We start from the raw sequence: 14,471 nt of genomic DNA on the forward strand, positions 1-14,471 counted from the left end.
AGTGAAAAAGAGGATTATAGTATCAGGTCTATTGTGTATCATTGTGGTTGTTAGTTTTTTAGTTTTTATGATTCAACGGAGTGTAAATAATAAGAATAATTATGCTCAAGAAGAAAAACTATTGAACATTGGTTTTAGTAATTTATATTACTCAAATAGTGAAAATTTAAATGTAACTAATGTGGAGGTATATAGAGTTAAAAATGACTCGTATATTCTTATTGAGTATAATAATATAAATAGTAATGGGAAATATATTGAAGGATTTCTAAAAATTTTAGAAAAAGAAGGAATTCAGTATTATAAAAGTCAATCAAAACTAAGTGAGTATGAAGGATATGAAAAAGCATTTGAAAATGCATGCACTAAGTTTACGTATTCAAGAGTATTAACTAAAAGTGAGATTTTGACTTACATCAAAATAAATAGAAAAAATTGATGAAATGTTTAGTTTAGAAAGGAAGGAAAAAATGAAAAAAAAGTGTTTTATTTTGTTTTTTGTTTTAATGAATATTGTATTCATTTCAAGTAATGTAAAAGCAGCAGGTTTAAGTGATATTAATCCAACCACAAGCGAATTTAATAATGCACAAACAGTTAAATTAAATGAAAGGAAAGCTGCTGCTGGATCATCATATGGGTATAATGTTTCTCATTTTCAAGCCCCGATAGCAGGTGCATATAATTTTATCTTTGAAAGTAGAAACTCAGGAACTGTTGCGAAGATTTATGAGGAAGAAAATGCATTGTTTTTTTATAAAAGAGTTTTAAGAAAAGAGGGTACTGCGGCATATCGTAAATATACCTATCCAGGACAGGAAATAATTATATACGATGATTTAAGAATCGAAATGGATCTAGATAAAGATGAAGATTATTATATTGCACACAGTGCAATAAGAGGTACATTTATGTATGAATACAAAATAGAAGTTAATCAAGATTATTTGAAATATGATAAATTTTCTATTTGGACACAAGATATTGAATATAGAATGAAAAATCAAGGAAGTAGATCTATTTCATATATAGGTAAAGAAACAATGCCATTATATTATGCGGTTATTTCAAAAGCAATGGATGCGTATATAGATGATTACCTGAGAGATTTTGAATATGAGGAAGCAGTTAGAATTCTTACAGAGAATGTAATTGGTTTACTTGAATTGTATTTAACAACAGCAATTCCAGGATTAGATATATTCCTTTTTTGTTTGAAAACTTTAAACAACGTTAAATTACCTAATTTGACAAAAACTGATTTTATCTATGCTAGTTATAACAGACAAAAGACTATTAGAAAAGTTACTGGTGCTTCAGAAGAATTTGAAGGTAGTAAATATATTTTAGATTTTAATTCTGGTATTAGAGAAGACTATTATATTCTTGATGGAATACATAATTCTTTTATAGTTAAAAATGATGGTAATAATTCTTATGGTATATATGCTAATAGAGGAACATTTTATAGTATGTAATAGATTTTTAATTATTGACACTATAATAAATTGTGCTATAATTAAACCAATAACAAAGAAGAGGACAATATTAACTTGAAAAAAGCGACGTAGGAGGGTGTAAGCTACGATTTAGTTAATTACTACCTTGGAGTTGGTACTGAAAAGATACCCGGGAATTCCCGTTATAGAAAATTAAGTGCTAGAGAAATCTAGAACTAAGGTGGTACCGCGGAATGATATTAATCCGTCCTTAGAGGAATCTAAGGACTTTTTTAATTTTATAAGGAAGAAGGAAGAAAAATGATTAAAATTACATTACCAGATGGAAGTATTAAAGAATATAAAAAAGGTGTTAAACCAATTGAAATAGCAAGTAGTATTTCAGAAGGTTTAGCTAAAAAAACGAAAGCAGCAGTGTTTAATGGACACTATATAGAATCTAACCGTGAATTAGTTGAAGACGGTATTTTAAGATTGTTGACAGAAAGAGATTCTGAAAGCCTTGATGTCTTAAATCATAGTACTAGTCATTTGATGGCTGAGGCTATTACTAATCTTTATCCAGGTGCTAAATTTGGTGTAGGTCCATCAATTAAAGAAGGTTTTTACTATGATGTTGATTTTGGTGATGTAGTTGTTACTGATGAATTACTTCCTAAAATTGAAAAAGAAATGCATCGCTTAAGTGATTTAGGTGAAGAAATAGTTAGAAGAGAAGTAAGTTATGAAGAAGCTAAAAAAATCTTTGCTAAAGACGAATATAAATTAGAGATTATTGAACAATATAAAAATGATTCATTAACAGTTTACACACAAGGTAATTTCACTGATTTATGCCGTGGTGGACACCTTTTAAACACAAAAGATATTAAACACTTTAAACTGTTAAATATGGCTGGGGCTTATTGGAGAGGAGATTCTAATAATCACCAACTAACAAGAATATACGGAACAAGCTTCTATTCTGCAAAAGATTTAAAGAATCACTTACAAATTTTAGAAGAGAGAAAAGAAAGAGATCACAGAAAAATTGGTAAAGAGCTTGATTTATTCTTAATCAGTAATGAAGTTGGACAAGGATTACCTTTCTGGCTACCTAAAGGCGCGACTATTAGACGTGTAATTGAAAGATATATTACAGATGTTGAAATTCGTCATGGATATAATCACGTTTATACTCCAATCCTTGCTAAACATGAATTATATATTACATCAGGACATTGGGGACATTACCAAGATACAATGTTTCCACCAATTGAAATGCCAGATGGTGAAAAACTAGTATTAAGACCAATGAACTGTCCACATCATATGATGATCTTTAAAAACGAAGTAAGAAGTTATCGTGAACTTCCAATCCGTATTGCTGAACTTGGAATGATGCACCGATATGAAAAATCTGGAGCATTATCAGGATTACAACGTGTTAGAGAAATGACTTTAAATGATGCTCATTTATTTGTTAGACCAGATCAAATCAAAGATGAAATAAGTAGAGCAATCAACTTAATTGTTGATACATATAAAGTCTTTAATATAACAGATTATCATTTTAGATTAAGTTACCGTGATCCACAAAATACTGATAAATATTTTGATGATGATCAAATGTGGATTAAAGCTGAAAGCACATTGAAGCATGTTATGGATGAATTAGGATTAGAGTATGATGAAGCGATTGGCGAAGCAGCATTTTATGGTCCAAAGATTGATGTTGAAGTTAAGACTGCTATGGGTAATGAAGAAACATTATCAACAGTTCAATTAGACTTCTTATTACCAGAAAGATTTGATTTAACTTATGTTGGTGAAGATGGTAAAAACGATAAACGCCCTGTTGTTATTCATAGAGGTGTTGTTTCAACAATGGAACGTTTTGTTGCTTATTTAATTGAAAATTATAAAGGAGCATTCCCATTCTGGTTATCTCCTGTTCAAATTAAAGTTATTCCGGTTAATCTAGAACATCATAGTGAATATGCAAAAAATATTAATGAAAGATTATTAAATTTAGGATTTAGATCTGAATTAGATGTTAGAGAAGAAAAACTTGGTTATAAGATTAGAGAAGCTCAAACATTAAAAATTCCTTATCAATTAGTGTTAGGAGATAATGAAAAAGACAATGGTTCAGTAACATACCGTAAGTATGGATCTACTGATCAAGTAACAGTTGATATTCAAGAATTTATTCAAATGATTGAAAAAGAAATGATAAGATAATGTGGTATTCAATTTTTATAATACTAATTATTATATTAGTCTTGTATCTTGATAGTAGCAAAAAGAAAAAGTATGCATATATTTTGAATAAAAGAAAAAATGGGAGGTTAGTCATGAAAGAGAGTTTACAAGCGTTAATTGGAAAAACTGTCTGGGTTGAAACACTTGGACAGGGAATAATCGGAAACTTAGAAGAAGTAAATGATAAATCAATTATTATAACTGGAAAAAAGACAATTGTTGTTAACTTAGAGTTTGTTGTTTCAGTTCAGGAACAGCCTTTAAAAGAAAAGAAAAATAAAAAATAGTATTAATTCAAGGGGTATTAACTTACTCCTTTTTTCTTTGTTTGATGTAAATATAATGAAAAAAATCAAAAAAATGGTAAAATCTAACTAAGGAGGAGATACTAATGAAACAAGTAAAACTTAATAATGGTATCTTAATACCAATTTTAGGAACAGGTACAAATACATTTGGAAAAGAAAATAATGATTATTATGGGAATATTACAAATGATACTAAAGAGTTAGATAGTGCAATTGATTTAGGATATCGTTTAATTGATACGGCTATTTCTTATCGTAATGAATCCGTTGTTGGTTTAGCAGTTTCTAAATCAGGGCTTGATCGAGAAAAATTCTTTATAACAACAAAGATTCCAGGAACTGAAGGATTTAGAACAAAAAAACAAGTTGAAAGTGCAATTCAAGAAAGTTTAACAAACTTAAAAACAGATTATATTGATTTAGTGCTTATTCATCATCCATGGGATAATAACGAAGAGATTGCAAAAGTTTGGAGTTATTTAGAAGAATATGTTGATAATGGGGTTATTAAATCAATTGGAGTTTCTAACTTTAATATTGATCAAATAAACTATTTGATTAATAATAGTAGAATTAAACCAGTTCTTAATCAAATTGAATCACATCCAGGATTTTGGCAAGACAATATCATTGAGTTTTGTCATAAAAATGAAGTGGCTATCCAAGCATGGGGACCATTATCAAAAGTTAATGATGAAACAAAAGAAGTTTTAAATCAAATTGGTAAAAAATATAATAAAACTTGGGCCCAAGTTATTCTTAGATATCAAATTCAAAGAAATGTCATTGTTATTCCTAAATCACATAGAAAAGAAGGGCAATTAGCTAATATTAGTGTGTTTGATTTTGTTTTAACAAAAGAAGAAATGCGAATAATTTCAGAATTATAAGTGAAAAAGGATTAAGTCAAACTTGATCCTTTTCTTATAAATCGATATATAATTCTTCTTTTGGTAATTCCTTAACTTCAATTTGATGTTTAATATTATCAAGTAAAGATAAATCATTATTTAAAAAAACAATTTCATATTTAACTTTATCAAGATAATCTTTTTTAACATAAGTAACATTATCAGATAAAAGATGTTCAATTGTATCAATTAAATTATATGAAAATATTATTTCATATTTACTAGCAAATACTTTATTATAAAACTTAGCTTTCTTTAAAACTTCAACACAACTAGAACGATAAGCACGTGTTAAACCACCAGCACCAAGTTTTATACCACCAAAGTATCTAATAATAACAATTAAAATATCGGTTACTTCGTGATGCATTAAAACATCTAGGGCAGGATAACCTGCAGTTCTTGCTGGTTCACCATCATCATTAGATGAAGCATATTCAGCTTTTGCTCCTCTAATCCAAGCTGTTACATAGTGGGTTGCTTTTGGATAACGCTTTTTAGCGTCATTTATTGAGTTGTTAATATCTTCATCGTTTTTAATTGGATATAAGATTCCAATGAACTCTGATTTTTGAATTACGATCTTTTCTTCAGTTTGTTCTTTTAGATACTTCATAAAATCACCAAATATATTATATCATAAATAAAAAATGAAAAAATGATAGAAAAATTGGTATAATAGTATAAGGTGATTGACTTGAAGAAAATAAATGATGGAAAAAAAGTTTTAAAAATATTTGAAGAAAATGGATATGAAGCATATATGGTTGGTGGAGCAATCCGTGACTATCTTTTAAAGTTACCAATCAATGATGTAGATATAACGACAAGTGCAACACCTAAAGAAGTGTTGAAGTTATTTAAAGGTATACCAACGGGTATTAAATATGGAACAGTAACAATAACATTTAGAGAAAATACTTATGAAGTTACAACGTTTAGAAGTGAAGAAGGATATTATGATTCAAGACATCCTGGAGAAATACAATATGAGACATCCGTTTTAAAAGATGTTGAGAGAAGAGACTTCACGATGAATGGACTTTTAATGGATCAAACCGGTTTAATTATTGATCATGTTGATGGAAAAAAAGATATAAAGCATAAATATATTAGAACAATTAATAATCCAGATGATCGATTTAATGAAGATGCTCTTAGAATGCTTAGAGCGTTCTATTTTCAATCAAAACTTGATTTTGAAATAGATTCAAATACAAAGGCTAGCATTGAAAAAAACCGTAATTTAATTTTAAAGATTTCTGCTGAAAGAGTTTTAGATGAAATGTTAAAAATTTTACATGGTAAATATTTGAAAAAAACTTTAAAGAATATGGTAGATACAAAATTTCATGAAGTATTACCTGGTTTAAAAGAAGGAATTCTTCATTTTAGTAAACAAGATGAAATGCCTTTAACAGATATTTTCTTTAGTACATGCTTTACTTTAAATAAAGTAGTTCCAAGCTATTGGAAGTTTTCAAATAAACATCGTCATAAATATCAAAGTGTTGCAAATCTTGCTAATAGCAAAATTAATTTTGGAGCAAAAGAATTATATGAATATGGGTTAGAATTTACTCAAGCGGCAAACCGTGTTAATTATATTTTAAGAAAAGACAAACTTAGGGTTTTAGAAATAGCAAAAGACTTTAATGATTTACCAATTAATAGTAGCCTAGATTTAAAATTTAGAGCAAGAGATATCTTAACAACAACTAATCGCAAAGCAGGAGCATGGGTTAATAATTTAATAACAGATATGGTTAATCAAGTTTTAGATAAGAAACTTAAAAATGACTATAATGAGTTAAAGGAATATGTTATAGCCAATCATGAAAGATTTTAGGTGATAATAATGGAAGAAAAAATAAAATTAATAGCAAAGATTGATAATGCTAATCAGGGACAACATTTTTGTAATATTACAGTTTTAGATAAAAATAAAAAAGCTTTTAATATTAAGTTGGATCGGGATGTTTTATCTAGTCTTGTTATTGGAAAAGCATATGTTTTTGAAGTTTCAAAAACAATGAAAGAAGAAAAAGAAGTTTTAAATTTTGAAAATGCAAAATTAATTGAAGATGTTTTAACGGATAAAGAACTTAATGAACTTTTACCACTTTTTTATAACTATGCACCAATTTCACATAAAGAGTTGAAAAAAGGAATAGAAGATCATTTAAATAAAATAGAGAATAAAAAGATAAAAGCAATAACTCTAGAACTATACGAAAAATATAAAAATGAATTTTATTTACATTCAGCAGCAACGAAGTTCCATCATGCATATGTTGGAGGATTAGCACACCATACACTAACTATGTTAAAGCTAGCAACGCCTTTTACTGAGGTTTATAGATACTTAAACAAAGATTTACTGTATGCAGGAATAATCCTTCATGATATGGCAAAAATTGATGAAATAACAGGCGCAGATGGTGAATATACAGTTGAAGGACAATTGTTAGGACATTTAGTAATGATTGCTCTTGAAATTGAAAAAGTAGCATCGAAATTAGGAATTGAAAAATCAGAAGAAGTGCTATTGTTAAAACACATTGTTGTTTCACACCACGGATTACTTAATTTCGGTTCACCAAAGAAACCTCAAACTGGAGAAGCATTACTTATTTGGTTCTTAGATACTATTGATTCTAAGTTTACTCCACTTGGAGAAGCATATAAAGAAACAAATGAAGGTGAATTCACTAATTTACTTCAAGTAATGGATAGAATGAAGTTTTATAAAAATAAAATATGATATTAACTAAAGATGAAATAAAAAATTCACTAGAATATAAAGAAAAGAAAAGACTTAGTTTATTATTTGGTAGTATATTAGTTATTACATTTTTACTTTTTTTAGGTATTTTCATTTATTTATTTTTTGTAATAAAAGATATAAACTTTGAAAAAGCAATACTAATATCCGTTTTAGGATTCATGATAACAATCATTTTCTATATACCATTCTCTATCAACTTTTATAAAAAGATATTCAGTAAGGTAAGAAAGTTAGTTAAGGATTATAATAAATACGAAATAATTGAAATAGTTCTTAATGAACCTATTGAAGAAAAGTTTAATCAAGTTAGATTCTTTATTTCATTTACAGATTTAAAAGAAAATAAGAAAGAACTCTTATCGTCATGGTTTCCAGTTCTAAAACTTACTGAGGGTAAGGTTAATTATGAGTCTTTTAAAGGTAAGAAGGCTTTAATTGGTTATGATAATGACAGTGATGAAATGATTATGGTTCGTATTTTAATTCAATAAGTAAATATCAAATTAATGAAGAGGTTTTTTTTAAATTAATTTCCTAGTGCATTTAGTACTAGGATTTTTTTAATTTTACAGATAGCAAATAATGTTGAAAATAAAATATAAAGAGATTGATTTGAGTTCTTACAAGGTATTTATATATAATAACAGAATAAGAAAACATATTAACTGTTTTCAAAGACTTAAATAATGATTATTTTTCAAAATCAAGCAAATGCGAAAAAAATAAAAAAATACGCAAATGCGTCAAATAGTGATATAATTATATTGTAGGTAAAAGAGGTGAAAAAATGAGACAGGATGTTGTCCGTATTTTTATGGAGAGATTCAATAATTATGAAGAGATTAGTAAGGAACAAATAAGAATTTTTTTGTTAGAGTTCTATCCAGCAATGAAAGATACGAGTTTTAGATGGAATTTATATAAGTTGAAGAATGCTGGATATATCACTAAACTTTCAGATCAAAAATATAAAGTAAATATTGAAAGGAAAAAGATAAAGTATACAATTCAAAACAAGCAAATAGAGATTTATGAAATGGCTCAAAAGTTTAATCAAAGAGTATTATTGGATTCTAAATATTATAGAAGAGATTATCAAGAAATGCTGAATATTTCCATCTGGGAAAGTACTATCTTAAACGAGTTTACAACACACCAAACCTTGACTCAGTATGTCTTTATTGAACTTAATAAATATAGAATAGAAGAATTCTTTTTTTATTTAAAAGAACATGCAAATGAATGGTATGTCACAAGAGATTATAAAAATGAACAGTATCAATTAGAATCAGAAAACAAGGTGATTATATTGCTACCACTAGTTAGTAGAGCTCCTTTGGAAAAGGAAAATTTAAATCAAAAATTCTATGTAACTGTTCCGAAAATTGAAAAGGTTCTTGTTGACATTTTTCACGAAAAGAAACTATTTAACTGGTATGATCGGTATAATTTAAAGGAAATTTATATCAATGTATATGAAAAGTACAATATCGATTTTACCACACTTCTGTATTATGCTAGAAATAGGGGAAAAAGAAGTGAAATGATAGAATTCATTAATTCGATATGGGGAGAAGAATTTGTATGATAAAAAAAGAAACATTTGATTTGAATTGGATTATGACATTTAATGGAAAACCTCAAAGAGCAAATCCTGAAATTATTGAAAAAGAGATATATGCATTAAAATTATTAGAATTACTGCTAGAGAGCAAATTGGATTTTATATTTAAAGGTGGAACATGTCTTTCATTGATACTTCAAGAGTTTACTAGATTTTCGATTGATATTGATATTACGGTTGATATGAAAGAGGGTGATATTGATTCATATTTAAGTGTATTAAACTATCAAGATTATTTTTTGAGATTTGAAAGACAAGAAAGACCGCAAAAGGGGAAATTACTTAAGAGACATTATAAATTTTATTATATGTCAAAGCACAATGAAAAAGAAGATTATGTCTTATTAGATATCGTATTTGAAAAAACTATTTACAATGAAATAGAAAAGACAAAATTAGATTTTTTATTATTACAAACGACAGAACCATATTATTATGTTAAAACACCTAGTTTAAAAAATATATTGATTGATAAGTTAACCGCATTTGCACCTAATACCATAGGGATTACATACGAAAGTGAAAAATATATGGAGATCATTAAACAGATGTATGATGTTTCAAAGATTAGCAAAAAAATAAGTGAAGAGGATATATTAATTGATTTATATCCCATTATTGCTGGTATTCAAATTAAAAACAGAAACTTAAAAATAGATTTTAAGAATACTTTAACAGACACTATATATACTGCTCTAGATATTTTAACTCAAGGAGAATATTCAAACGAAAAACATCAATATCTTAAAAGTGCAATTAATGGGTTTAGAGGATATGTTTATGGCAATAAGTTTACTTATATTGATGCTGAAGATGCAGCAATTGATGTTTTGTACATTTCCACAATTATATTAGTCGAAGGGATTGAAAAATTTAAGCAAATATCCGAACAAAAGATAGTAATTAAAAACTTAGAAGTTTTTTCTAAAAATTTCAGGACCTTGAAAGGTAATCATACTTTAAGCGGTCAATTTACTAAGTTGGAAAGCAGTCTTAAAGTTTTAAAATTTATAGAGTTTTCACTATAGAGCAAATGCGAAAAAAATAAAAAAATACGCAAATGCGTCGAAAGCAATTAAGTAATTTAAAAATTGAAATGAGACTAACTATCAGAAGTCAAGAGATTTGAAGTATTAAACAAGAAAAAACCTCAATCAAGGTTAAATTAAAAATATGAAGAGTATAATCAGCTACAAATTATACTAACTTGTTTGTATCAAACGAGACTTTATTAGTTTCAATGTGATAAATTATTCGGATTAATTTCCTAGAGATATTGACTAAAATAACCTTATGATGTTTACCTTGATTTCGTTTTAAGTGATAATAGTCATTTATTTGTGGAATATACTGTAATGAGTAGAAAGCATACATGTAAAGATATTTACGTAGTAGTGAAGAACCACGTTTAACAATTTTTCCGAATCTTTCAGTTGTACCAGATTGACTAATCTTGACATCTAGTCCGGCATAAGCAGTTAGTTGACCAGGATTAGAAAAACGAGTAATATCTCCAATTTCAGCATAAATAGCTGCTGCAGCGATGATGCTGATAGAGGGGATTGTGTGAATCAAGGAATCTGTTTTAAAGTAAAGATTTTCAATTTCCGTATCAAGAACCTCAATTATTCTAACTAATTCAGAATAATGATTGATGATGGTAGTAATTAGTAAATCATATATTTTACTTGAAGTACCAATTGATTCTTTGGCCAAAGATTTTAGTTTTGAAAACTTTGGATATGTGAATTTGCCCCTTGAAAGTTTGCGTAATTTATCAAAGTGGGTCATATTTAAATTAGATATCTTCTCTTTGTTTTTATAGGTTTTTAATATATATAAAGGTGTTTTACCCATTAAATTATTGAAAAAACCTTTAAACTCAGGAAAAGACTTATCTAATGTAAATGTCAATACCAAACTAGGTCAATATATTGGTGCGAAACTAGGTCAGTACTAATTACTTAACCACGCCTTAGTTTCTTTAATTCTATAAGAATCACCTTTAATATTAATTACAGTTGCCTTATGAGCTAGTCTATCAACCATTGCTGCTGTTAATGTTGGATCACCAAATATTTCTTCCCACCTAGTAAATGCTAGGTTAGTAGTAATAACTATTGATTTAGTTTCATTTCTCATTGAAAGTAAATTAAATAATAACTCACTACCTTCTTTATCAAAGCCAATATATCCCAGTTCATCTAATATGACTAAATCATATGTGATGAACCTTTTTTTATAATTAGTAAGTTGGTTTAGCGTCATTGATTCTTTTAATTCTGTTATTAGATTAGGCACTGTAATATATAATACATTTTTACCTTTCATATTAGCTGCGATACCTAGTCCAATCGCTGTATGAGTTTTACCAACACCAGGATTACCAACTAATATTACATTTCTTCCTTCATCTAAAAACCGTAATGATTGAAGTTCTCTAATTTGATTAGAAACTTCAATAGGAAATGATTCTAACTTTAGATCATGTAAATACTTAAGGTGCGGATATTTAGCCATTCTAATCCTACGATTAATACCATTTGATTCTCTAGCCTTCACTTCACTAGTTAATACTAGATTTAAGAAGTCTTCGTAACTTGCATTATTATCCATTGCTTCACTAATAATGCTTTGATAGTTATCTCTAATATTTGCTAGTTTTAAATTGTTTGCTAATTGCTCAATTGTCTTCATTGAATATTTTCTCCCTGATTAAATAAATTTGATATTTGTGTTAGTTGGTTTGAACTAACCTCTTCAATACTAATTTCATTAGTTTTACTACACTTTATGTTTTTGCCATTATTGAGTTTTACTAATAACTCATTTAATTCATAAATATCATTTTCACTAATCAATTTAATGAAATCTTTGGGGTTTGTGGTAAAATATTTATGAAATAACTCCTGATATATTTTTGGAGATTGTTTTAGAGCCAGTGAATTTGTTAGTGCACCAGGCTTTTTTAATAAAGTAGAAGTGTAGTGAAGAATATTGATGGAATGTTCTTTATTACCTTCTATTTTTTTATGACTTGCTATTAGTTCGTGTTTTAAGTTGTAAACGTTGATATGTCCTATATAAACGTTAGAATATACACTTTTACCAACATAAGAATCAGGAACTGAATAATAGTTAGATTCAATCATTATTATTGATTCATGATTTACTTTTGATTGTTCAAGTCTTCCTAGTTCATATCTTGTTTTTGGTAAGTTAATTAATTGAGTTTTTTCGTTTATTAATTTTATTTTATCTTGATTAAGTTTATTTATTTCACCAAATACATAATCTCTTAAACTTTTTAGTGAGTTAAATTTATAGCTGAATGTAAATAACTCTGTTCTAGCTATTTTTCCACTATTTTCTACATGTCCCTTTTCATTTCCGCTTCTTGGGTTCGTTGTCATAATTTTAAAACCATAATAGTTAGATAGTTTAATTAATTCTTCATTATAAATCTTAGAACCACCATAGACAAATCTACTTACGACATTTCGCATATTATCAAAAACGATTTGTTTTGGTACTCCGCCTATTTCTTCAAAGAAGTGTACTAAACTATCAATGAATGTTTCAAACTTTTGATTTTCATAATGTTTTACGAAAATATAATTACTGTATGGTAGTGTTACTGTTGCTTGATGCACTTTCTTTAACTTACCATCAATTATGACTTTAATTTCATGAAAATCATATTCTGCCCTAAATCCTGGCTCATATTTTTGTTTTATAAATGTTTCCTTATTTCTATTCTTATAACGCTTATATTCTATTTGAATTGTTGTTATACCTACATTAAATCCCTCTGATCTTAATTTCCTATGAAGAAGTGATGCTGTTACTTTTTGTTTGTTTAAACCTAGTATTAAATCTTTATCTTCATCTTGTTTTAGTAACTCATAAAATCTTTGTTTCAAATTACCACTAAATATCTTTCTAACACTTACACCTTTTCTTATAGGTGCACTTACTAACTCTTTTTGAAGTTTAATTATTTGTTGTTTGTCTGTTTCATTTTCTATTAATTTTGTTAGTTTATTCATTTCTTTAACATACTTATTAACTGTATCTTTTGAAATGTTCAATTCTAGAGCTATTTTTCGATTTGACATACCGTTACGCTTTAATGATAATATATCGTTCTTCATGTATATTGATACCATTCTTTCTACCTCACATCATTTAATTTATATGAGGTTATTATACTATGCGTGGGTATACTGACCTAATTTCGTACCAACATTATTTGTTTTATTGACCTAGTTATATATTAACAAATACATCTAAAACATTTGTTAGACGAACTAATTGTTTAGAACGCATTTGTAAATAAGTGTCTCGTTGTCTAACTAATTCTTTTAATTCATTTTTATGGTAAAATTTACTATGTAAGGTTTTGTAGTCAAACTGGCCTAACATGGAAGCTATTAGTTTAGCATCAATTTTATCAGTCTTAGTCCTTCTTAACGTAGTAGCCTTGGAAAACTGACTTGTTAATTGAGGATTAAACTCTAAATAAGTATAACCTAATTTAGATAAAAATGATTTCAAATTGATTCCATAATGCCCAGTTGACTCAAAACCTATTTTTATTAGACTTGGATCACTTAAAGCACTTAGCTCATTTTTGAGATTTTGGAATCCATCATAATCGTTCGTGAATGTGAACGAATTAATTTTAACACCTGCATCAGTAGCTATGAAGCAGTCGTGTTTGAATTTTGAGATATCTATTCCAACATGGAACATGATACTCACCTCCTAATGATTTGGCGCAGGGTTTAACGAATCTCTTATTTCTTTAACCTTGTGATAAAGCGTCTAGCGCTAACTAACTAATTGAAAGTTAAAAATAAGAGCCGTAGTAGTTGCCTCATGTAAACGTCAAGCGTTAATAAAATGAAAAAAATCCACGGCGCCTTAAATATATTATAGTAGAAAATAAAGAAAGGATGTATACTCGATTCACCACTATAATCATAAATCGAGTATACAAGGCTAAAAATGAAAAGGATTTGATTCTCCATTTTCCTAGTAACTAATCCTATAATACGCCTAATATTTTTAATTTTGTCTTTTAATGTTTCTAAATCATGTTTTCGATAGGTTGGTAATAATCTTTTTATAGTA

15 protein-coding genes are annotated in these 14,471 nt (G+C 27.7%); 10 read left to right on the forward strand and 5 right to left on the reverse strand.

Features of this window, described 5'->3' with window-relative positions; all coding sequences use genetic code 11:
- Position 1: 1 nt before the first annotated feature.
- The 5 genes from EXC62_RS03735 to EXC62_RS03755 all read left to right on the forward strand — a co-directional run bounded on the left by EXC62_RS03735 (position 2) and on the right by EXC62_RS03755 (position 4,902).
- The gene (locus EXC62_RS03735; protein WP_162140342.1) at positions 2 to 439 is read left to right on the forward strand and encodes a hypothetical protein; all 438 of its coding nucleotides are present in this window, start codon (positions 2 to 4) and stop codon (positions 437 to 439) included.
- A gap of 31 nt (positions 440 to 470) precedes the next feature.
- A complete protein-coding gene (locus tag EXC62_RS03740) occupies positions 471 to 1,478 on the forward strand; it encodes a hypothetical protein (RefSeq protein ID WP_026391204.1) in 1,008 nt (335 codons plus the stop codon).
- 282 nt (positions 1,479 to 1,760) lie between these two features.
- Positions 1,761 to 3,683 (forward strand): threonine--tRNA ligase, encoded by a 1,923-nt coding sequence (gene thrS, locus EXC62_RS03745; RefSeq protein WP_026391205.1) that lies wholly within the window; start codon positions 1,761 to 1,763, stop codon positions 3,681 to 3,683.
- Between the two features lie 113 nt (positions 3,684 to 3,796).
- On the forward strand, positions 3,797 to 3,991 hold the full coding sequence (locus EXC62_RS03750) for a hypothetical protein (protein WP_026391206.1): 195 nt from the start codon (positions 3,797 to 3,799) through the stop codon (positions 3,989 to 3,991).
- Positions 3,992 to 4,095: 104 nt separating this feature from the next.
- The gene (locus EXC62_RS03755) at positions 4,096 to 4,902 is read left to right on the forward strand and encodes an aldo/keto reductase family protein (protein ID WP_026391207.1); all 807 of its coding nucleotides are present in this window, start codon (positions 4,096 to 4,098) and stop codon (positions 4,900 to 4,902) included.
- Between the two features lie 34 nt (positions 4,903 to 4,936).
- Here the strand turns inward: EXC62_RS03755 and EXC62_RS03760 are convergent, their stop codons facing one another.
- Entirely contained in the window at positions 4,937 to 5,539 is a 603-nt protein-coding gene (locus EXC62_RS03760; RefSeq protein WP_052590150.1) for an IMPACT family protein, read from the reverse strand.
- Between the two features lie 81 nt (positions 5,540 to 5,620).
- On the opposite strand from EXC62_RS03760, the gene EXC62_RS03765 reads away from it, so the two are divergent.
- The 5 genes from EXC62_RS03765 (at position 5,621) to EXC62_RS03785 (ending at position 10,363) form a co-directional block, all read left to right on the forward strand.
- Positions 5,621 to 6,772: a CCA tRNA nucleotidyltransferase gene (locus EXC62_RS03765; protein WP_026391208.1), complete on the forward strand. Its 1,152-nt coding sequence runs from the start codon at positions 5,621 to 5,623 to the stop codon at positions 6,770 to 6,772.
- Between the two features lie 9 nt (positions 6,773 to 6,781).
- The gene (locus EXC62_RS03770) at positions 6,782 to 7,687 is read left to right on the forward strand and encodes an HD domain-containing protein (RefSeq protein WP_162140343.1); all 906 of its coding nucleotides are present in this window, start codon (positions 6,782 to 6,784) and stop codon (positions 7,685 to 7,687) included.
- On the forward strand, positions 7,684 to 8,202 hold the full coding sequence (locus tag EXC62_RS03775) for a hypothetical protein (protein WP_026391210.1): 519 nt from the start codon (positions 7,684 to 7,686) through the stop codon (positions 8,200 to 8,202). The genes EXC62_RS03770 and EXC62_RS03775 overlap by 4 nt, the downstream gene beginning before the upstream one ends.
- 296 nt (positions 8,203 to 8,498) lie before the next feature.
- The gene (locus tag EXC62_RS03780) at positions 8,499 to 9,299 is read left to right on the forward strand and encodes a DUF6577 family protein (RefSeq protein ID WP_162140344.1); all 801 of its coding nucleotides are present in this window, start codon (positions 8,499 to 8,501) and stop codon (positions 9,297 to 9,299) included.
- Positions 9,296 to 10,363, forward strand: a complete 1,068-nt coding sequence (locus EXC62_RS03785) for a nucleotidyl transferase AbiEii/AbiGii toxin family protein (protein ID WP_052590154.1) — start codon at positions 9,296 to 9,298, stop codon at positions 10,361 to 10,363. Before EXC62_RS03780 ends, EXC62_RS03785 begins: the two co-directional genes overlap by 4 nt.
- Before the next feature lie 169 nt (positions 10,364 to 10,532).
- Here the strand turns inward: EXC62_RS03785 and EXC62_RS03790 are convergent, their stop codons facing one another.
- The 4 genes from EXC62_RS03790 to EXC62_RS03805 all read right to left on the reverse strand — a co-directional run bounded on the left by EXC62_RS03790 (position 10,533) and on the right by EXC62_RS03805 (position 14,090).
- The gene (locus tag EXC62_RS03790; RefSeq protein WP_162849134.1) at positions 10,533 to 11,249 is read right to left on the reverse strand and encodes a transposase; all 717 of its coding nucleotides are present in this window, start codon (positions 11,247 to 11,249) and stop codon (positions 10,533 to 10,535) included.
- Positions 11,250 to 11,291: 42 nt separating this feature from the next.
- On the reverse strand, positions 11,292 to 12,032 hold the full coding sequence (istB, locus tag EXC62_RS03795; protein ID WP_026391028.1) for an IS21-like element helper ATPase IstB: 741 nt from the start codon (positions 12,030 to 12,032) through the stop codon (positions 11,292 to 11,294).
- A complete protein-coding gene (gene istA / locus EXC62_RS03800; RefSeq protein WP_162140305.1) occupies positions 12,029 to 13,504 on the reverse strand; it encodes an IS21 family transposase in 1,476 nt (491 codons plus the stop codon). Before istA ends, istB begins: the two co-directional genes overlap by 4 nt.
- A gap of 100 nt (positions 13,505 to 13,604) precedes the next feature.
- Positions 13,605 to 14,090 carry an IS110 family transposase gene (locus tag EXC62_RS03805; protein WP_129747488.1) on the reverse strand — a complete coding sequence of 162 codons (486 nt, stop codon included), beginning with the start codon at positions 14,088 to 14,090 and terminating at the stop codon, positions 13,605 to 13,607.
- Positions 14,091 to 14,471: the final 381 nt, after the last annotated feature.

The organism is Haploplasma axanthum (genome assembly GCF_900660745.1).
Taxonomy (GTDB): domain Bacteria; phylum Bacillota_I; class Bacilli_A; order Acholeplasmatales; family Acholeplasmataceae; genus Haploplasma; species Haploplasma axanthum.

Excerpts from the sequence above, each read along its gene's own strand:
- EXC62_RS03740 (WP_026391204.1), top strand. The coding sequence starts at position 471 with ATGAAAAAAAAGTGTTTTATTTTGTTTTTTGTTTTAATGAATATTGTA.
- thrS (WP_026391205.1), top strand. The coding sequence starts at position 1,761 with ATGATTAAAATTACATTACCAGATGGAAGTATTAAAGAATATAAAAAA.
- EXC62_RS03750 (WP_026391206.1), top strand. The coding sequence starts at position 3,797 with ATGAAAGAGAGTTTACAAGCGTTAATTGGAAAAACTGTCTGGGTTGAA.
- EXC62_RS03755 (WP_026391207.1), top strand. The coding sequence starts at position 4,096 with ATGAAACAAGTAAAACTTAATAATGGTATCTTAATACCAATTTTAGGA.
- EXC62_RS03760 (WP_052590150.1), bottom strand. The coding sequence starts at position 5,539 with ATGAAGTATCTAAAAGAACAAACTGAAGAAAAGATCGTAATTCAAAAA.
- EXC62_RS03770 (WP_162140343.1), top strand. The coding sequence starts at position 6,782 with ATGGAAGAAAAAATAAAATTAATAGCAAAGATTGATAATGCTAATCAG.
- EXC62_RS03775 (WP_026391210.1), top strand. The coding sequence starts at position 7,684 with ATGATATTAACTAAAGATGAAATAAAAAATTCACTAGAATATAAAGAA.
- EXC62_RS03780 (WP_162140344.1), top strand. The coding sequence starts at position 8,499 with ATGAGACAGGATGTTGTCCGTATTTTTATGGAGAGATTCAATAATTAT.
- EXC62_RS03785 (WP_052590154.1), top strand. The coding sequence starts at position 9,296 with ATGATAAAAAAAGAAACATTTGATTTGAATTGGATTATGACATTTAAT.
- istB (WP_026391028.1), bottom strand. The coding sequence starts at position 12,032 with ATGAAGACAATTGAGCAATTAGCAAACAATTTAAAACTAGCAAATATT.
- istA (WP_162140305.1), bottom strand. The coding sequence starts at position 13,504 with ATGGTATCAATATACATGAAGAACGATATATTATCATTAAAGCGTAAC.
- EXC62_RS03805 (WP_129747488.1), bottom strand. The coding sequence starts at position 14,090 with ATGTTCCATGTTGGAATAGATATCTCAAAATTCAAACACGACTGCTTC.